This window comes from Rossellomorea aquimaris (assembly GCF_000935355.1).
Classification (GTDB): domain Bacteria; phylum Bacillota; class Bacilli; order Bacillales; family Bacillaceae_B; genus Rossellomorea; species Rossellomorea aquimaris_B.
In genome coordinates this window covers 593,085-610,551 of the sequence record NZ_JXZC01000001.1, presented here as the reverse complement: position 1 = coordinate 610,551, position 17,467 = coordinate 593,085, and the positions used below count along the sequence as shown (strand labels likewise).

The window sequence follows — 17,467 nt, the reverse complement described above, 5'->3', positions numbered from 1 at the left end:
TATATTACGGAATTCCAATTCTTCTCAACACTTATAAATCCCTTGAAACATTGCCATACTTTAAGTAGTATAGATAAGTAGAAAATTGTAGAGTTTCGAAATGAGGGTTTTAAATGGAAAAGAAATCCATATACGGATTAACATTAGATCAACTGACAACATGGCTGGTCGAACACGGTCAGAAGAAGTTCCGTGCGGCTCAGGTATGGGATTGGTTATATAAAAAGAGAGTGACAAACTTTGCGGATATGAAGAATCTGAACGCCGACTGTGTACAATTGCTGGACGATCACTTCTATCTTCATACACTCACTCAAGAGGTTAAACAGGAATCCAAGGACGGCACAATTAAATTCCTGTTCAAGCTTGAAGATGGTAACTTAATTGAAACAGTTTTAATGCGATTCAATTATGGACTAAGTGTGTGTGTGACGACCCAGGTCGGGTGCAACATCGGTTGTACATTCTGTGCAAGTGGACTGCTGAAGAAGAACCGCGATCTTTCAAGCGGAGAAATCGTAGAACAGATCATGAACGTCCAACATCATTTGGATGAAGCAGGAAATGGAGAACGTGTCAGCCATATCGTCGTAATGGGGATAGGTGAACCATTCGATAACTACGATAACATGATGGACTTCTTCCGAGTGGTTAATGACCAAAAAGGTCTTTCTATCGGAGCTCGTCACATTACCGTTTCCACAAGTGGCCTGGCAGATAAGATTTACAAATTTGCCGACGAAAATATTCAAATCAACCTTGCTGTTTCCTTGCATGCACCAAACAATGAATTACGTACCAAGATCATGAAAATCAACCGTGCGTATCCTTTAGAGAAATTAATGCCAGCCATTGATTACTATTTAGAAAAGACCAATCGACGCATCACTTTTGAGTATATTCTATTGAGTGATGTAAATGACCATAAAGAAGAAGCTATACAGCTAGCCAAATTGTTAAAGAACAAGCGTCATCTTTCTTATGTGAACTTGATTCCTTATAATCCAGTTGACGAGCATAACCAATATCAAAGAAGTACGAAAGAAGCGATTGTTGAATTCTACGGTACATTACTTGAACATGGAATCAACTGTGGAGTCCGTGTGGAACAAGGAACGGACATCGATGCAGCTTGCGGTCAATTGAGAAGTAAGCAAATCAAGAAGGATAAGGTTAAATCTTAATACTTTTTATGGAGCACATAGATTCCTAAGTGGAATTTATGTGCTTTTTTCGTTTATTGTATTCTAAATTTGTTGAATTAAATATTCTACAAGTGTAGAATTGTCTGTGAGCTACAAATTTTGGAAATGAGGTGTTTCTATATGGATGTGCTCCATTTGACAAGCCGGAAAAGAGAGACGTATGAGATTAGGATTGAGTCTTCCCTTCTTTGGGAATGCGCTTTGGGGATTGCTGCAGTCACAAATACAAGGCTTATCGATACGTTAGAAAAACCTAAAGAGTCATGGGACAAGTTAAAGAAATCTTTATCTGAACCGTTAATAAGGGATTTGAAATACGTTGAAAAGAATAATACCTGGAAATCCCTACTCCTCTTGTTGCATCAAAGTGAGTTTCGGGATTTATCTGAATTTATCACGTTTCTGGAGGGGGTGGAAGATGAAAAACTAAGATTTATCTGCATTCCATACATAGGGATGAAATTTCAAGAACTTCGAACGCATGCTTCAGAAGGAGATGAGTCGTCAAAAAACAGATTGAAAAAGCAGACAGAGGATAACCCGTTTTTTCCGGATTACATCGATTTCATCTGCACTACAAATGTTCATGACCTTAGGAACCATCTGAAGAGTGTCATGACCGGATGGTATGAAGAAGTGATCATTCCTCAAAAAGAGACACTATCTCAAATACTGGCGCGGGATAAACAATCCAAGGAAAAGATGAGTGGAAATCTAAAGTCCGAGGCGTTAGTAGAATGGGCAACGGGCGGTATCACTTACTTGCCCGAGCCGAGCGTACATACAGTTCTGCTTGTCCCCCAAATGATTTACCGCCCTTGGAACGTTGAAGGCGATATTGAAGGGGTCAAGGTGTTTTATTACCCCGTAGCCAATGAAAGCATTAATCCGGATGATAAGGGTATGCCAAGCTATTTTCTGGTCCAAAAGCATAAAGCCCTTGGGGATGAAGCCCGCCTCAGAATGGTGAAATTGCTGAAGGGGTCAGATCGTACACTTCAGGAAATCACGAATGAGCTGAACATGGGTAAGTCGACGGTCCATCATCATTTGAAAATACTCAGGTCCGCAAGGCTGGTCGAAACTATGGATGGGAAGTATCGCCTTAAAGAGAATGCGGTTCAATCTTTATCGAAGGAATTAATGCAGTATTTAGCTGAGGATTAAAAGGGGGAAATGATGTGGGTGAGCGTGCGGTGAGACTAAATCAAGTGGGTGATTTCCCGCCCTTAAAGAAAAACTATTCTGTTTTCCGTTTCATGGGTGGGAATTTGATTTCATTTTTCGGTGATCAAATCTATTTAATAGCGATTCCTCTAATGGTATTATCCCTCACTGGATCACCTGTGAGTATGGGCATTGTGGCGGCACTTGAACGGCTGCCGATTCTATTGCAGCCCTTCGCGGGTATCATGTCCGATAAATTCAACCGGAAGTACCTCCTGCTTTTATGCGATCTAGGACGATGTTTACTTGTTGGGATGATTGGGGTTCTATATATCTTGAATGTCCTGGAGATGTGGATGGTATATCCCGCTGTGTTTGGTATTGGATGTTTAAGCCAGTTATACAATACATCTCAATTTGCTTCAGTACCAAGCCTGGTGAGAAGAGAAGACCTTCAAGCTGTGAATTCATTGAATTCCGGGATATTTAATTTAGCGGTTTTTTTGGCACCAGGCTTGGGAGGGCTGATTATTTCCTTTTTGAATCCGGGATATGCCCTGGTAGTGAACAGCGTCAGCTTCATGGTATCTTTTCTTGCCATTGCGAGTCTCCGGATGAAGATAAATGAGAGAGATTCATCAAGGCATTCCATATGGGGAGAGATCAGGGAGGGATTTGAATTCGTTGTAAAGACCAAGCCAATCTTGTACACCAATCTAGCCATGGTTTCTTCTGTGTTCGGAACTACATTGTTTCTCACATTATTAGTATTTCACCTAAAAGATTCCATCAGTTTAAATACGGTCATGATTGGTGGGTTATTATCAATGGGTGGAGTAGGTGCCATTGCTGGTGCGGTTACGTCAAACCTTTTTCGGAAGCGGTTTTCTTATAGGAGCATTTTATTTTCGGCATCTGTCATCGGAGGGCTTTCGATCCTATGTTTCGGTTTGACCGAAATCTACTTTTGGCTTGTGATCATGAATGCAATCGGGACTTTTTGTGCTTCTATGATGAGTCCTTGCATCCTCACAATACGGCAAACGCTGACACCCAATCACTTATTGGGAAGAGTCCAGGCCACAAGCCGACTAATGACATGGATATTCATGCCCCTTGCAGCATTCCTTGCAGGAATACTGGCTGAAGCAATAGGTACAGACCTGACCATCGTTCTAGCTGGAGCCATCTCAACACTTGCTTCCATTCCATACCTTCATCATAGTTTAAAAGAAAAATAGAGGGACAGACCTTCCTCAATTTTATTTTATGATAGGATGGAAATGGAACTCATTTTTAGTGAACGGTAATAGAAAGAGGAATGAAGAAAGATCAATTTTTATCGTTTTGAAATAAAGTGGTACAACCACAATTACGACTATGAAAGGAGATTGGAGAATGCAATCGAATCATCACGACATCACCATCATCGGGGCAGGGGTGAGCAGTGTGTTTCTCGCTTACACCTTAATGAAGCATAATGAACATGTCTCCATTCACATGATTGATCTTGGCAAGGAACTCAGTGAACGTACATGCGGTTTAGATGCGGGGGGAGTCTGTACATGTGAAGGAATGTGCAGTAAATACATTGGGTTTGCAGGTCTTGGGAAATCAGAAGGGAAATTTAATTATACGAATGATTTCGGAGGAGAGCTTGGAAGGAAAATTGGAGAACAAACCACATTTGATTTGATGCAGGAAGTCGACGACATTCTCTGTGAGTTTGGCGGTGACATCATTCCTACCTATAGTACGAAAAATGAGAAACTTTCATTAAGGGCCCGGATGGCAGACATGAAGGTGCTTTCAACGGAGGTGCGTCATTTAGGAACACGCTTAGCGAATGAAATTTTTCAAAAGATTTATGAAGTAATGAAAAACCGTATTATGTTTAGTTTCGAAACTCATGTTGAAAGGATTTTGAAGAATGAAAATGGCTTTCACTTGAAATCTAATAGGGGTGATTTTACGACGGGAAAATTAATTATCGGTACAGGAATGAGCGGCAGCACATGGCTAAAAGAGCAAGCTGGATCACTTGGATTACTTCCAGGTAAGACACGATTGGATATGGGGATTCGCGTGGAAATGAAAGGTGATCAGCTTGAATCGATATTAGGAGATACTTTTGAAACGAAGCTGAAAATTGAGAGGGACTCATTCAGAGCGACAACCTATTGTATGAATCCACGAGGGAGAATCATACGGAAACACCAGCATGGATTGGTGATGCCAGACGGACAAAATGTCCGAGAAAAAGATACACCAAGTGCGAATCTGAACTTCAGCTTATTCGTTCCACGCTATTTTCAATCCCATGATGAAGCAATGGAATTTGCAGTGAACATCATAGGAGGGATTAATCAAGGACGAGAGCGGATAGTCGTTCAGAGATTGGAAGATTTCAAATTACATAGGAATACAGAAACGTTGGGGGAGAATCTGGTAGGTCCGTCCCTCAATGGGGAATGTGGCAATGTTCGGGAAGAGGTTCCAGAATTGTATGGGATGGCGCTCGAGGAGTTTTTAGCTTCTGTGGAAAAGCTCATCGGGGAGACTATACACCCTGATACACTTTTGTACGGTTTGGATGCAAAGTTTTATGAACCTACATTACCTACGGATGAAAACTTTGAAACAGATGTGTCAAATCTGTACCTGGTCGGTGACTGCTCGGGAGAAACCCATTCCTTATCACAGGCAGCCGCAAGTGGCGTTTATTTGGGGAAACATCTGGGAAGATGGGATTTACCAGTTAATGATAACCATAGAAAGGGAGAACCCTGCAATGAATGAACAAGAAAAGTCATTCCTCGAAAAAGTGAAAATCATTCAAGGTGACAATTATGCGACCATCGAGGATACGAATGAATTGACCACTTCAGAACTGAAAGAACTAGTCAACTATCTGGATCAGACACCACCCTATCATTCCCTGTCCAACTTGAAGGTTCTTGTGAATCAAACATTCTCCAGGGAAGTGGATGAGTATTTTAAGAGAAAAGGATATGACTTGGTTGATGAATTTGTGACTGTGTATAAAAAGCTTGAGAAATCGGAACTCGAACACTCTTATACATTGAAAAATTTACATATGATTCCGGAGAACGAGTTTGTTCATATTTGGATGCAGGCGATGGAGAGCTCCCTTAATGCCCCATCTTCCTTAACCATGGAAGAGCATATGAAAAGTGTCCAGGTCGAACTGGGTGACAGCTATAAGGATTCCTGTATTGCAGTTTATGAAGGAGATCAGCCTATTGGCGTCATGATGCCACATATTGAACCGGGCACGGGAGATGAGGGAAGGTTGTTTTATTTCGGATTAATTCCTGATGAAAGAAGCAAGGGAAGGAGCAAGATTCTTCATAAACTGGCACTTAATCTGTTAGCAAGTGTGTTTCATGCGAAGAAATATATTGGGGGGACGAGTAAAAATAACGCTCCGATGATACGAACATTTCTTGCTAATGGGTGTGAAGTGAAGGATGTGAACAGGGTATTTTATAAGAAATCCCTTTAATGCAGTGACCAGCAGTGTTATACTTGGTGAATTGTTTGATTAGAAAAGAGGAGATAAAAGCCTTATGAAATATATGAAATCACAAATGAAACAGCTGATCAGGGATAATAAAGAGCTTCAATTCCGCTTGAAAGAGTTAATGGATGAGATGAATTTAGAGCGCACATTTGCTCTTAAAGCATTGTATCATTCAGAGGTGGCTGAAGGCGGAAAATATCAGGCTGCCTATCAAGCATTAGACCATCCAAAGGGCTAAGTCTGTTTTCTGTAAAATCCTGCATGGTAAACTCATATATGCGATTTGAACAAGTTTAGCGTTTTAGAAATAATGGTGCACCTAGACGGCCAGGTAAGAGGGGACATTCCCTCTTTACCTGGTCTTTTCACATTCACCCAGCAAAAATCTCCTGTAACAAAGGGTCATCATCTAAAATCTCCAAAGCTCTTTGTCGATAACTGGAATCATGTAAATAGGTATAACGATTAGGCTTAATCGATGTGCTCATTAAAATAGCTTCTTTGTATTCTGCCTTTATTAATCCAATTGTTTTAACATAATCAAAAAAACCAGTACGTGAAAAAACTTTTTCGATACGTTCTATTCTATGCTCTTGAACTTTTGCCATGATATAAGTGGCGATGCCTACTTGAACCCCATGCATTTGCGGTGTTTTGGAAATGATTTCAAGACTGTGGGAGATTAAATGCTCCGATCCACTTATGGGAGCACTGTTTCCGCTTATGACAGTCGAAATCCCTCCCATCGTCAAGGAACTGACTAATTCTTTAAGAAGGATTTCATTTTTTAATTCATGCATCGGTGTCCGGATAAAGCTGTTAACAGCTTTCTTACTAAGCATATAGGCGAAGGCATTTACAGACCCAACCCCGTTTTTTTCTTCAAACTCCCAATCATATAGTGCTGTCAGATTCGACATGAGATCGCCAATCCCTGCCAGGATAAAGCGATCCGGTGCGTGCCTGATGATGTCTAAATCGACAATGATTCCATAAGGAACCCTGGCAGGGACAGTCGTCTTCTTACCATCAACCATTAAAGAGCAGTTACTGCTTGCGAACCCGTCGTTTGAAGGGGCAGTTGGAATCGATATGAACGGACTTCTTCTGGAAAAAGCAACATATTTACCGTAATCGATAACTTTTCCACCCCCTACTGCGATAACGACATCAAAGCGGCTCCAAGAAAATGCGGAGGAAAGCAATTCATGGATATCCTTTGTGTCATCCAGCTTTACGCACTCAATCGAGAGATGGGACAAAGCGTTTTCGATTTTGCTTTTTAAAGTGGTATTTGAAAATTCATCAAATAAAACGATAGCGTTGGAGAACGGATGCCTTTTTAAAATACCGTCTAACCGTGACAACACGTCAGAGCCAATTTCTAAAATAGATGGAATCGGAATGTTTGTAACCGTATTTGTCATGGGTGTATTCTCCTTTATTTTCGGTTTTCAATCACTTTACACTTTCCACATTTGTCAGATGGATTCCTTTAAAATCATTAGGGTTTTCTCCCAAGACCCAAATATTTGACTTGTAAACCCACATGTATTATATTAATTGACAGGTCAATGATTGACCCATCAATTAATAAAAAGGAGGGGGATGCTTTTGTCCAACCCGTGCCGTGAAGAAGAGAAGATAATCGTTCAACTGAATGATATATATAAGCAAATGAGTCCCAAGTTTGAGCGCTGTACCGGAATCAGTCAGTCTCGTTTGGATCTTTTGCACAAGTTATTTGAAGTGGAAGAAATCAGTCAAACGGCTCTACAAAGAGAAGTGAATATTGATAGTGCAGCCGTGACAAGACACTTAAAGCAGCTTGAAGGGAAAGGGATGGTCTCCCGCCGTAAAAACCCTGATGATAACAGGTTTACATTTGTCCGGTTGACAGAAGAAGGCCGTCAGAAAATAGAAGCTTATCGTGAAGAGAAAGAGATCTTTATTTCTAAAGTCTTTAAAAGCTTTACAAAAGAAGAACGTTCAATTTTATCTGACATGCTAAATCGTATTCAGGATAATGTTCAGGACATTGAATACTAAATTTTACCCAAAAAGGAGAATGCACCATGAATCAAACAAAAATCAATGACTTTAACGAAATCATCACAGGCCGTCGTTCCATTCGTAATTATGACCCGTCTGTGAAAATCAGTAAAGAAGAAATGACAGAGATTCTAACCGAAGCCACTCTTGCGCCATCATCTGTAAACTTGCAGCCATGGCGTTTTGTTGTCATCGATAGTCCAGAAGGGAAAGAAAAACTTGCACCACTTGCAAAATTCAATCAGGTGCAAGTCAAAACTTCTTCTGCAGTGATTGCGGTGTTTGTAGATATGAACAGCCTTGATTATGCGGATGAGATTTACAATAAAGCAGTAGAAGAAGGGTACATGCCTGCAGAAGTAAGAGACAGACAGCTACCATCCATTAAAGGATTACTACAAATGATGACAACTGAACAATTCAGGGAAATGAACCTCATTGATGCAGGTTTAGTATCCATGCAACTCATGCTTGCTGCACGTGCCCACGGATATGACACAAATCCAATCGGTGGATATGAGAAGGACCAAATTGCTGAAGCATATGGTATGGACAAAGACCGTTACTATCCAGTCATGCTGATTTCAATCGGAAAAGCGGCAGATGCAGGCTACAAATCTGTTCGCCTGCCAGTAGAATCCATCACAGATTGGAAATAAAAATAAGAAAAGAGGAGAAAGTATATGATTATTATTCATGCGGAATTTCAAATTAATCCAACCAAAGAACAAGCATTTTTAGAAGAGATTCGCCCACTTGTAGCAGCATCGAGAGCAGAAGAGGGAAATATCTCATATGACTTAATGAAAGATTCTGAAAGAGAAAATGTCTATACTATGGTAGAAGTGTGGAGGGATACTGCTGCCGTTGAGATTCACAATGCGAGTGAGCATTTCACTTCATTTGTGGGGAGTGCGCCTGAGTATTTAGCGGCTCCTTTAGATGTGAAGATTTATGAAGGAAACAAGGTAGAGAAATAATGGATTGAAAAGTACCTGACCTTTGGTTGGGTGCTTTTTTTATTGGAAAATGCCAGGCACATAAGCACCCGGCATTTCCGACTACACCTCAATAATGATTGGCAAAATCATAGGTTTTCTCTTCAAATGCTTGAATAGGTATTGCCCTACGTCTTTTTTGATCGCCTGTTTCATTTCTTTCCAGTCGCGAATATTTTCTACAGACAATTCATCTACGACTTTTTTAACGAGATGGTTTACGTCTTTTAAAAGGTCTTCTGAGTTTCGTACAAATACGAATCCCCGTGAAATGGTATCAGGTCCAGAAATAATCGTGTGATCGGACTTACTAAGCGTAATGACGATGATAAGCATTCCATCTTCAGAAAGTTGTTTTCGATCCCGTAAAACAATTGATCCGATATCTCCGACGCTCAATCCATCTACAAAGGTATCCCCTGCAGGGATGGTCCGTGTTTGCCGGGCAGCGGAATTTTCAATATCGACGACTTCCCCATTTTTTATAATAAAAGTATTTCCCGCTTCTACCCCTACCGATTCAGCCAGGATTCGATGATGATGCAGCATTCGGTATTCACCATGTATAGGAATAAAATATCTCGGCTTCATTAACGTAAGCATGAGTTTTAAGTCTTCTTGATACCCGTGTCCTGACACGTGCATGCCTGTAGTGCTTCCACTTCCGTAAATTACGTGGGCACCAAGTTGAAATAAATTATCCAGAATACGTGATACGTCTTTTTCGTTCCCTGGAATAGGCGATGCGGCAAGGATGACCGTATCACCCGGATAAACGTAGACGTCACGGAAACTTCCAGTGGATAGGCGACCCAGTGCAGCCATAGGCTCCCCTTGACTTCCCGTACATAAAATCGCTACCTTTTCGGGAGGTAATGCATCAATTTCACGGGCATCAATCAGCATTCCATCAGGCACGGTTAAATATCCCCGTTCTATGGCGACTGAAACAACATTGATCATGCTTCTTCCTAATAATGCCAGTTTCCTATTTGTCTTAATGGAAGCATCGACCACCTGCTGGACCCGGTTGACATTGGAAGCGAAGGTTGAGACAAAGATCTTTCCAATGGCTTTCAGGAACGCTTCATCCATATGATTCCCCACCATTTGTTCAGAAGGGGTCAAGCCGCTCCGCTCTGCATTCGTGCTTTCAGAAAGTAAGACCAATACCCCTTCATCACCGATCCTGGCCATTTTATGAATGTCTGAGTATTGATGATTGGCAGGGGTTAAGTCGAATTTAAAGTCTCCAGTATGCACGACATTTCCTTCCGGCGTATGAAAAACGATACCTAAACAATCTGGAATGCTGTGACTGACCTTGAAGAACGAAACATCGATTGTTCCAAAATTCAGGTTGGAATTTGAGTCGATGGTTACAAGTTTTGTATCTCTTATTAGCCTGTGCTCTTCTAATTTTAGTTCAATCAGTCCCAGGGTGAAATGTGTAGCATAAATAGGTATGTTCATTTTTTTTAGAATATAAGGAATGCCACCTATGTGATCCTCGTGACCATGAGTGACGATCAATCCTCCTATCTTATCTTTGTTTTTTTCCAGATAAGTAACATCAGGAATAATCAAGTCTATGCCTAAGAGACTTTCATCAGGAAATTTGCCTCCACAATCAACGATGACAATATCATCACTGTGTTGTATGACATACATATTTTTTCCGATTTCATTGATTCCGCCTAGTGCAAAAATGGATAATGCCTGATCATTGGTTTGCAAGAATGAACCCTCCAAGACAAATTGTTTTGTTTATTATGCCCGAATGGGTAGGTTTCATATAAGATTTTATTTAGAGAGATTATAGAATAGTGTAAAGTAATCATTTGTATGGTAAATTATGCTATTATTATTTATGATTGATACTCACTAAGGAGCGATAATGATGACATCAACTAATACTTGGACAGAAGTTGATCAATATTTCACGAGTAAACTTCAAGTATCAGATCCACTTATGGACTCTGTACTAAAAGCAAATAGTGAAGCAGAACTGCCTGCAATCGATGTGTCTCCGAATCAAGGGAAGTTTCTATCTATACTTGCACAGCTTAAAGGAGCGAAACGCATATTGGAAATCGGGACACTTGGAGGCTATAGTACGATCTGGCTTGCGCGGGCACTGCCCGAGGACGGACATCTTATAACATTGGAATATAGCGAAAAGCATGCAAAAGTCGCCGCAAAAAACATTCAAAATGCCGGAATGGATCATATGGTAGAAATTAAGGTAGGTGCTGCCTTGGATACGTTGCCGACTATTGAGGGTAGGTTTGACTTTATTTTCATCGATGCAGACAAACAAAACAATGCCAAATATTTAAAATGGGCACTAGAGCTTTCACAACCCGGAGCTGTCATTATTACAGATAATGTGGTACGCGGTGGAAAAGTAATCAATGAAAACACCGAAGATGAAAGCGTTCAGGGTGTTCGCCAATTTGTTGATATGTTATCTAAAGAACCCCGAATTGATTCTACTGTTGTCCAAACGGTAGGGACTAAAGGATACGACGGGTTTGTGATGGGGATTGTGAAAGGTTGAAAATTCATATTGTATTTTATGGCATTCTTTTGTAAAATAAATGAAAATTCATAATCGTATATGTCATGATAGGAATGAGTAGTGACTTATCTCCCTGGTAAAGAGAACTGATGGTTGGTGGGAATCAGTACAAAGATAAGCGCGAATTACCTCCTTAAACATTCTCTGTGAATCCTTAGTAGCAAAGAACGGCCGGTCCGTTATCCGAATGAAGTGGAAGAGAAATCTTCAATGAGGGTGGTACCGCGTTAACCACGTCCCTTTTTTAGGGGCGTGGTTTTTTGGTGTGATTTTTGTTGAGGAGAGTGGGTAGCGGTGAAATCTGAAATATAACGGCGAAATGGTTATTTTTTACGGTGAATTTCGTGATATAACGTTTAGAAATAACAAATTCGACTTCTGCCATCAAAATATATCAGCAGGATGATCGATTTATCAAAGGAATTAGGAGTATATCAGCGATATTATCATTTTATCAGCGAAATTATCGATTTATCAGCGAAATCCAGAATATATCAGCGAAATTATCGATTTATCAGCGAAATCCAGAATATATCAGCGAAATTATCATTTTATCAGCGAAATTATCGTTTTATCAGCGAAATTATCATATTATCAGCGAAATCCATGATTTATCAGCGAAATAAAAATGATTTCACAATTCACAATCAAACTGACAAATATTCAAACAAAACAAACATATCAATCAAGGAGGGATGTTCATGCAACACAAATGGGAATCACTATCACTAGATCAGCAGGAAGAAGTAGAAAAGCAATTAGCCTTATACAAAAATGGAGTTCATGAAATCATACCAGAAGCAGAATTAAGGCAAAAACTCGTCAAGTCAATTGCGACAGGAGAACCGTTGAAAGTCAAGCTTGGCCTAGACCCAACCGCTCCCGATGTTCACCTGGGGCATACGGTTGTCTTGAACAAATTGAGGCAGTTCCAAGAAAACGGTCATATCATTCAGCTCATTATCGGGGACTTCACTGGTAAAATCGGTGATCCAACCGGCAAGTCTGTTGCTAGGAAGCAGCTGACTGATGAAGAGGTGAAGAGAAATGCCCAAACTTACTTTGAGCAATTTGGGAAAGTCCTCGACAAAGAGAAGGTGGAGCTTCATTACAATTCCAAATGGCTGTCAACATTGAATCTTGAAGATGTGATTCATTTATCATCGAAGATCACGGTTGCCCGATTGATTGAAAGAAACGATTTTTCGAATCGATTGTCAATAGGGAAGCCAGTCTCGCTTCATGAGTTTTTCTACCCGTTGATGCAAGGATACGACTCCGTCGCATTAGAAAGTGATGTGGAGCTTGGCGGGACGGATCAACAATTTAATGTGTTGATGGGAAGACATCTTCAGGAGCATTACAATCAGGAGAAACAAGTGATCATTTTACTTCCTTTACTTGAAGGACTTGACGGCATAGATAAAATGTCTAAATCAAAACATAATTACATTGGGATTGATGAAGACCCTAACCAAATGTTTGGGAAGACGATGTCGATTCCGGATGAATTGATCATCAAATATTTCAACCTGATAACGGACTTATCGTTAGATGAAAAATCGAAAATAGAGAAGGAATTAATCGAAGGGACATTCCACCCTAGAGATGCCAAAATACATTTAGGGAAAACCATCGTGTCCATGTACCACGGAGAAGAAGCAGCCGCACAAGCTGAGAACAATTTTAAGGAAGTATTCCAAAAAGGAGCACTTCCTGATGACATTCCAGAGATAGAGTGGACGGGTGATAGTAGAGTGTCAATTATCGAGCTGCTTGTTGAGTTAAATATGCAAGCTTCAAAGAGTGAAGCGCGACGGATGATTCAAAATGGAGGTATTAAAATCAATTCAGAAAAGGTTATGGATATGCAATTAGAAGTAGAGGTTAAAGATGGGATGATTGTGCAGGTAGGGAAGAGGAAGTACAAAAAGCTGAGAATAATGTAACTCCGTAAGAAAGCCATCTAATCAACAAGATTAGATGGCTTTCGTTTTTCTAAATAAATCAAATATTTTTGATTTAACAGTTGACTCAATGGAAGATCTTGCATATAGTAAGATTATATCAAATGAATTTGATTTAAGAGGAGCAGATAGCATGAATAAACAAATTCCATTAGAAGATATATCACTGGATTCAACCTTCAGTAAATATGAAAAAAAATTCAAGGCACTAGCAGATCAAAAAAGGTTATTTATCCTGCACCAAATTACTGAAATGGGGGAAGTGTGCGTATGTGACTTATCGGATAAATTAAACTTACCCCAATCTAAACTTTCCTACCATCTGAAGATTTTAATGGACGCTGAGTTGATCGGGAAAGAAACGCGGGGCACATGGAGTTACTATACATTAAATCACACTGAATTGAATCACTTGTTATCAGAACAACTTTGCTGCTTGTTTAGGCGTGAATAAAGTGATTAATTTACATGGTGACATCTTATGATTTATTAATCAAAAAAAATTGATTTAATAAAGAGCTGGCAATATTCAAAAAATTGACTCATTAAAAAGGAGGCAATCCGAAATGACTATATTAAAAGATTTTATCAGTATTGCACTTGAACTAACGGCGCTGTTTGTTGGAATATCCTTTGTGATTCATTTACTTCAAGGATTTATTCCTTATAAAAGGATGGAGGAGCTGATGGATCGAAGCCATCCTCTGTTGAGTGCTCTGATTGCTGTTGCTTTCGCATTCGTCACACCATTTTGCTCATGTTCAACCATTCCTATTGTCGTAAATCTATTGCGAAACAAAGTTCGTTTTCCCATTGTGATGATTTTCCTTTTTGCCTCACCTGTACTGGATTTAACTATTTTGTCCTTGATGACCTATTTACTGGGATGGAAAGTAGCCATTGCATATACATTTTTAACCACTGCTTTTTCTATTATCATCGGATTTGCGCTGAGTGCATTTGGTTTTGAAAGACAATTAAAAAATGTTATGGTAGAAAATTTCTCAGCACCTGAGAATGGTATTGACATTAAGAAAGCGATAAGAGAAACACTTACACTTATGAGAAATGTCTATCCATTTCTTATTATCGGGGCAGGGATTGGCTCGGTTATTCATGGTTCTGTTCCAGAAGAATGGATTACAACCTATTTAGGAGGAGAGAATTGGTGGCTGGTTCCGATAGCTGCGATTATCGGAATTCCATTATATATTCGACTATCTACAATGATTCCGATCTCTCATATTCTTATTGCTAAAGGAATGGCCTTGGGACCAGTAATGGCTCTGATGATTGCATCAGCAGGAGCTAGCTTTCCGGAGATGACGTTACTCCATAGCATTTTTAAGAAGAAGCTTGTGGTAGCTTTTATTGGCTCTGTACTTATCATGTCTACTATGTCGGGTTTCTTATTTTACTTAATATAAGGAGGTGGGCAAATGAAATGGTTAAAAGGTTTGATTGGACAGAAGGAACATAAGGATTGCTGTAAAGTGAAGGTGATAGAAGTAAAAGATGAAAATGATAAGAAAGAATGTTGTCAAAAATGAAAAAATGAAGCCCTCGTTTTCTAATGCAGGGCTTTTTTTTGTGGTTAAGTAATGTTCAATTTGAGACAATCCTATATAATTAAGTTATAATTTTCCATATAATGAAATCTGATGAAATGAATTGGTGGTAGAAACATGTTGGTTGAACAAAAGTAAAAAGATTAGTATATCAGTAAAGGTCTGTTGCCTTTTGAGCCATTGATAATAAATAAAGAGGAGAAACAAAATGAGTACTATCACAATAGAAAGAGCACGAATAGAAGATGCAGAAATGCTTACAGATATAAAGAGGAAAGTGTTTGATGCTGAAAAAGAAAGATGGCTTTCATTTTCAGAGAATGTCGTCGATTACAATATCCAGCCGCCGGGCTACGACTCCGTAGAGATGGGAAAATATATGATCCATGAATTGAATTATTTTAAAATCCTTTATCACGAGGAGCTCGTTGGTGGTGTAATTGTCACGTTAGAGGGAAAGCGCCATGCAAGAATCGACCGTATCTTTGTTGATCCAGATTACCAAGGAAAAGGAATTGGGTCAGCTGCCTTGAAATTTATAGAAGAGAAGTTTTCACAGGTGAAATCGTGGGAGCTTGAGACATCCAGCAGGCAGCTGAATAATCATGCCTTTTACGAGAAGATGGGGTACAAGAAAGTCTTTGAATCAGAAGTTGAATTCTGCTATGAGAAAAGGTTACAGCCTGATGCAACAGATGAGGGTGAGACGAGGGATATTCACATCCAAGGTAATACCTTGAGCCAAGTTGACCTTTCACGGTTGCAAGTGGAACAGAGCAACGTGAAGGAGACGGATTTCTATGGTATTGACGGGAGTCACTCCACATTTTGCAACAGTAACTTATTAGGGGCTCAATTTAGTAATTGCAATCTAAGTGAATCCCGCTTTCAAAATATTAATCTCAAAAAAGCCCTGATTGCTGATTTGAATCTTTCACATAGTGAATTCGCCCATGTGACTTTCGGTGGCGTGTATCTTCATGACACGACTCTTGGAGAAGAGAATGAACCTGTGAGATTTGAGCGCTGCGACCTTAAAGGAAGCCAGTTTAAAGCTTGCAATCTGAATGATGTCAGGTTGATAGATTGTGAGACGGAGGGAATGAGGATCAATAATATTTTGGTAGAGGATCTTTTGGATGCCTATGAAGTTGTACATAAGATGAAGTAAAGAATAATTCTCCAGACACCCACATTAGATGTAAGTCATAAGATACTTAATGACAGAAGTAAGAGAGGTGTCTTTCCATATGAATCCTTATGATTTTTATCGTCAATACAAACCCTTTTATTTAGATCGTTACTCACGGGTTCAGGAGAATGATTCACTGATAAAAGACATACAAAAGGCAATAAACGGAGAGTATAGTGCGATCGCGTGTTATGAAACACTTGCTAAATTGGCACCAACTGTAGAAGAGAAAGATCGAATTAGAGAAATCCGAAATGATGAAATGCGCCATTTAAAAGCTTTCGATGATATCTATACGAATATAACAGGAGTCTCTCACACTCCTCAATTGCAAGAAGGTTGTCCTGCTTCATACAAAAGAGGTCTTGAGTCTGCCATAAAAGACGAGCAAGAAACGGTTGATTTATATTTAGAGATTGCCGATGGAGCAAAAGATACCTATATAAAGGAAGCATTCCGTCGAGCTGCTGCAGATGAACAAAATCATGCCGTTTGGTTTTTGTATTTCTTTATGAAGAACCAGGGAAGTTGGAGACGGGAGAGGCAAATGAATTACGGCGCAATAGGAGCACTTGATGCAACTTCACTCACTGTGCCTCAAATGCTCGTTTACGCCATGCAGGATGAATACCTGGCTCAGGCAAGATACGATCGAATCATACAGAATTTCGGTAATGTTCAAACATTCATAAGAATAAAAGAGGCCGAGCTGCGACATATTTCTGCTTTGCAAACCCTTTTCCAACGATATGGTATGCCATTGCCTGAAGATAATTCTCAAGCTTATACTTCAACTCCGGATTCAATTAAGAGTGCATACGCAGCAGGGGTACAGGGTGAAATTGATAATATAGCCATGTATAATAAATTTCTGACTTACAATCTTCGTCAAGATGTAAGAGTTGTTTTTACACAATTGAGAAATGCATCACAGAATCATTTAACTGCTTTCGAGAGAGGGTTAGCTAGATGACGAGACCACCTGTTTGGGTTGTTTTTGGGGGCATTGGTTTCAGAGGTTGCTGATGGGTAAAGTGTCGTGTGATGGCACCGCGAAAAATCGGTCTTACCTATCACCGTATTTATTAATGGTTAAAAGAGAGTGAATACGAACCTTATAGAGGACCGAACGTTGAATACTTCGATGCTCTTCCCATTAAATAAGAAAGATACCCCAGTGACCGGGATTTGAA

At 39.8% G+C, this 17,467-nt stretch carries 17 protein-coding genes and 1 other annotated feature; of the genes, 15 read left to right on the top strand and 2 right to left on the bottom strand.

What is annotated here, in order from left to right; all coding sequences use genetic code 11:
• The first annotated feature begins 113 nt into the window (after positions 1-113).
• The 6 genes from rlmN (at position 114) to TV75_RS03150 (ending at position 6,154) form a co-directional block, all read left to right on the top strand.
• Positions 114-1,184 (top strand): 23S rRNA (adenine(2503)-C(2))-methyltransferase RlmN, encoded by a 1,071-nt coding sequence (rlmN, locus tag TV75_RS03175; RefSeq protein ID WP_044337210.1) that lies wholly within the window; start codon positions 114-116, stop codon positions 1,182-1,184.
• A 141-nt stretch (positions 1,185-1,325) separates the two neighbouring features.
• The gene (locus TV75_RS03170; protein ID WP_044337209.1) at positions 1,326-2,372 is read left to right on the top strand and encodes an ArsR/SmtB family transcription factor; all 1,047 of its coding nucleotides are present in this window, start codon (positions 1,326-1,328) and stop codon (positions 2,370-2,372) included.
• Positions 2,373-2,386: 14 nt separating this feature from the next.
• On the top strand, positions 2,387-3,613 hold the full coding sequence (locus TV75_RS03165; RefSeq protein ID WP_044337208.1) for an MFS transporter: 1,227 nt from the start codon (positions 2,387-2,389) through the stop codon (positions 3,611-3,613).
• 157 nt (positions 3,614-3,770) lie between these two features.
• Positions 3,771-5,171 (top strand): NAD(FAD)-utilizing dehydrogenase, encoded by a 1,401-nt coding sequence (locus tag TV75_RS03160; protein ID WP_044337207.1) that lies wholly within the window; start codon positions 3,771-3,773, stop codon positions 5,169-5,171.
• Positions 5,164-5,898, top strand: coding sequence for a GNAT family N-acetyltransferase (locus TV75_RS03155; protein ID WP_052504410.1), 735 nt, complete (start codon positions 5,164-5,166; stop codon positions 5,896-5,898). The genes TV75_RS03160 and TV75_RS03155 overlap by 8 nt, the downstream gene beginning before the upstream one ends.
• Positions 5,899-5,962: 64 nt before the next feature.
• On the top strand, positions 5,963-6,154 hold the full coding sequence (locus TV75_RS03150) for a hypothetical protein (RefSeq protein WP_044337206.1): 192 nt from the start codon (positions 5,963-5,965) through the stop codon (positions 6,152-6,154).
• A 133-nt stretch (positions 6,155-6,287) separates the two neighbouring features.
• Here TV75_RS03150 and TV75_RS03145 read toward each other — a convergent pair whose 3' ends face one another.
• Positions 6,288-7,343 (bottom strand): iron-containing alcohol dehydrogenase family protein, encoded by a 1,056-nt coding sequence (locus TV75_RS03145; protein WP_044337205.1) that lies wholly within the window; start codon positions 7,341-7,343, stop codon positions 6,288-6,290.
• A gap of 187 nt (positions 7,344-7,530) precedes the next feature.
• Between TV75_RS03145 and TV75_RS03140 the strand changes: the two genes are divergently transcribed.
• The 3 genes from TV75_RS03140 to TV75_RS03130 are packed head-to-tail and all read left to right on the top strand — an operon-like array spanning position 7,531 to position 8,948.
• Positions 7,531-7,965, top strand: coding sequence for a MarR family winged helix-turn-helix transcriptional regulator (locus TV75_RS03140; protein ID WP_172655615.1), 435 nt, complete (start codon positions 7,531-7,533; stop codon positions 7,963-7,965).
• A 26-nt stretch (positions 7,966-7,991) separates the two neighbouring features.
• Positions 7,992-8,627 carry a nitroreductase family protein gene (locus TV75_RS03135; protein ID WP_044337203.1) on the top strand — a complete coding sequence of 212 codons (636 nt, stop codon included), beginning with the start codon at positions 7,992-7,994 and terminating at the stop codon, positions 8,625-8,627.
• 24 nt (positions 8,628-8,651) lie between these two features.
• Positions 8,652-8,948 carry a putative quinol monooxygenase gene (locus TV75_RS03130; RefSeq protein ID WP_044337202.1) on the top strand — a complete coding sequence of 99 codons (297 nt, stop codon included), beginning with the start codon at positions 8,652-8,654 and terminating at the stop codon, positions 8,946-8,948.
• Between the two features lie 81 nt (positions 8,949-9,029).
• Here the strand turns inward: TV75_RS03130 and TV75_RS03125 are convergent, their stop codons facing one another.
• Positions 9,030-10,703, bottom strand: coding sequence for a ribonuclease J (locus TV75_RS03125; RefSeq protein WP_044337201.1), 1,674 nt, complete (start codon positions 10,701-10,703; stop codon positions 9,030-9,032).
• Positions 10,704-10,866: 163 nt separating this feature from the next.
• On the opposite strand from TV75_RS03125, the gene TV75_RS03120 reads away from it, so the two are divergent.
• The 6 genes from TV75_RS03120 to TV75_RS03090 all read left to right on the top strand — a co-directional run bounded on the left by TV75_RS03120 (position 10,867) and on the right by TV75_RS03090 (position 17,247).
• Positions 10,867-11,526, top strand: coding sequence for an O-methyltransferase (locus TV75_RS03120; RefSeq protein WP_044337200.1), 660 nt, complete (start codon positions 10,867-10,869; stop codon positions 11,524-11,526).
• 56 nt (positions 11,527-11,582) lie between these two features.
• Positions 11,583-11,791, top strand: a binding site (T-box leader).
• A 457-nt stretch (positions 11,792-12,248) separates the two neighbouring features.
• A complete protein-coding gene (gene tyrS, locus TV75_RS03110) occupies positions 12,249-13,496 on the top strand; it encodes a tyrosine--tRNA ligase (RefSeq protein ID WP_044337198.1) in 1,248 nt (415 codons plus the stop codon).
• 151 nt (positions 13,497-13,647) lie between these two features.
• Complete coding sequence (locus TV75_RS03105) at positions 13,648-13,968, top strand: ArsR/SmtB family transcription factor (RefSeq protein ID WP_044337197.1); 321 nt, start codon at positions 13,648-13,650, stop codon at positions 13,966-13,968.
• Positions 13,969-14,080: 112 nt separating this feature from the next.
• Positions 14,081-14,941, top strand: a complete 861-nt coding sequence (locus tag TV75_RS03100) for a permease (RefSeq protein WP_044337196.1) — start codon at positions 14,081-14,083, stop codon at positions 14,939-14,941.
• Between the two features lie 349 nt (positions 14,942-15,290).
• Positions 15,291-16,253 carry a GNAT family N-acetyltransferase gene (locus TV75_RS03095; RefSeq protein ID WP_044337195.1) on the top strand — a complete coding sequence of 321 codons (963 nt, stop codon included), beginning with the start codon at positions 15,291-15,293 and terminating at the stop codon, positions 16,251-16,253.
• Positions 16,254-16,332: 79 nt separating this feature from the next.
• The gene (locus TV75_RS03090; protein ID WP_082051125.1) at positions 16,333-17,247 is read left to right on the top strand and encodes a ferritin family protein; all 915 of its coding nucleotides are present in this window, start codon (positions 16,333-16,335) and stop codon (positions 17,245-17,247) included.
• Positions 17,248-17,467 lie beyond the last annotated feature (220 nt).

What these genes read in the sequence shown, in the direction of transcription:
- TV75_RS03155 (WP_052504410.1), top strand. Translation starts at nt 5,164, where the DNA reads ATGAATGAACAAGAAAAGTCATTCCTCGAAAAAGTGAAAATCATTCAA.
- TV75_RS03090 (WP_082051125.1), top strand. Translation starts at nt 16,333, where the DNA reads ATGAATCCTTATGATTTTTATCGTCAATACAAACCCTTTTATTTAGAT.
- TV75_RS03160 (WP_044337207.1), top strand. Translation starts at nt 3,771, where the DNA reads ATGCAATCGAATCATCACGACATCACCATCATCGGGGCAGGGGTGAGC.
- TV75_RS03145 (WP_044337205.1), bottom strand. Translation starts at nt 7,343, where the DNA reads ATGACAAATACGGTTACAAACATTCCGATTCCATCTATTTTAGAAATT.
- TV75_RS03120 (WP_044337200.1), top strand. Translation starts at nt 10,867, where the DNA reads ATGACATCAACTAATACTTGGACAGAAGTTGATCAATATTTCACGAGT.
- TV75_RS03105 (WP_044337197.1), top strand. Translation starts at nt 13,648, where the DNA reads ATGAATAAACAAATTCCATTAGAAGATATATCACTGGATTCAACCTTC.
- TV75_RS03130 (WP_044337202.1), top strand. Translation starts at nt 8,652, where the DNA reads ATGATTATTATTCATGCGGAATTTCAAATTAATCCAACCAAAGAACAA.
- TV75_RS03135 (WP_044337203.1), top strand. Translation starts at nt 7,992, where the DNA reads ATGAATCAAACAAAAATCAATGACTTTAACGAAATCATCACAGGCCGT.
- TV75_RS03100 (WP_044337196.1), top strand. Translation starts at nt 14,081, where the DNA reads ATGACTATATTAAAAGATTTTATCAGTATTGCACTTGAACTAACGGCG.
- tyrS (WP_044337198.1), top strand. Translation starts at nt 12,249, where the DNA reads ATGCAACACAAATGGGAATCACTATCACTAGATCAGCAGGAAGAAGTA.
- TV75_RS03095 (WP_044337195.1), top strand. Translation starts at nt 15,291, where the DNA reads ATGAGTACTATCACAATAGAAAGAGCACGAATAGAAGATGCAGAAATG.
- TV75_RS03150 (WP_044337206.1), top strand. Translation starts at nt 5,963, where the DNA reads ATGAAATATATGAAATCACAAATGAAACAGCTGATCAGGGATAATAAA.
- rlmN (WP_044337210.1), top strand. Translation starts at nt 114, where the DNA reads ATGGAAAAGAAATCCATATACGGATTAACATTAGATCAACTGACAACA.
- TV75_RS03170 (WP_044337209.1), top strand. Translation starts at nt 1,326, where the DNA reads ATGGATGTGCTCCATTTGACAAGCCGGAAAAGAGAGACGTATGAGATT.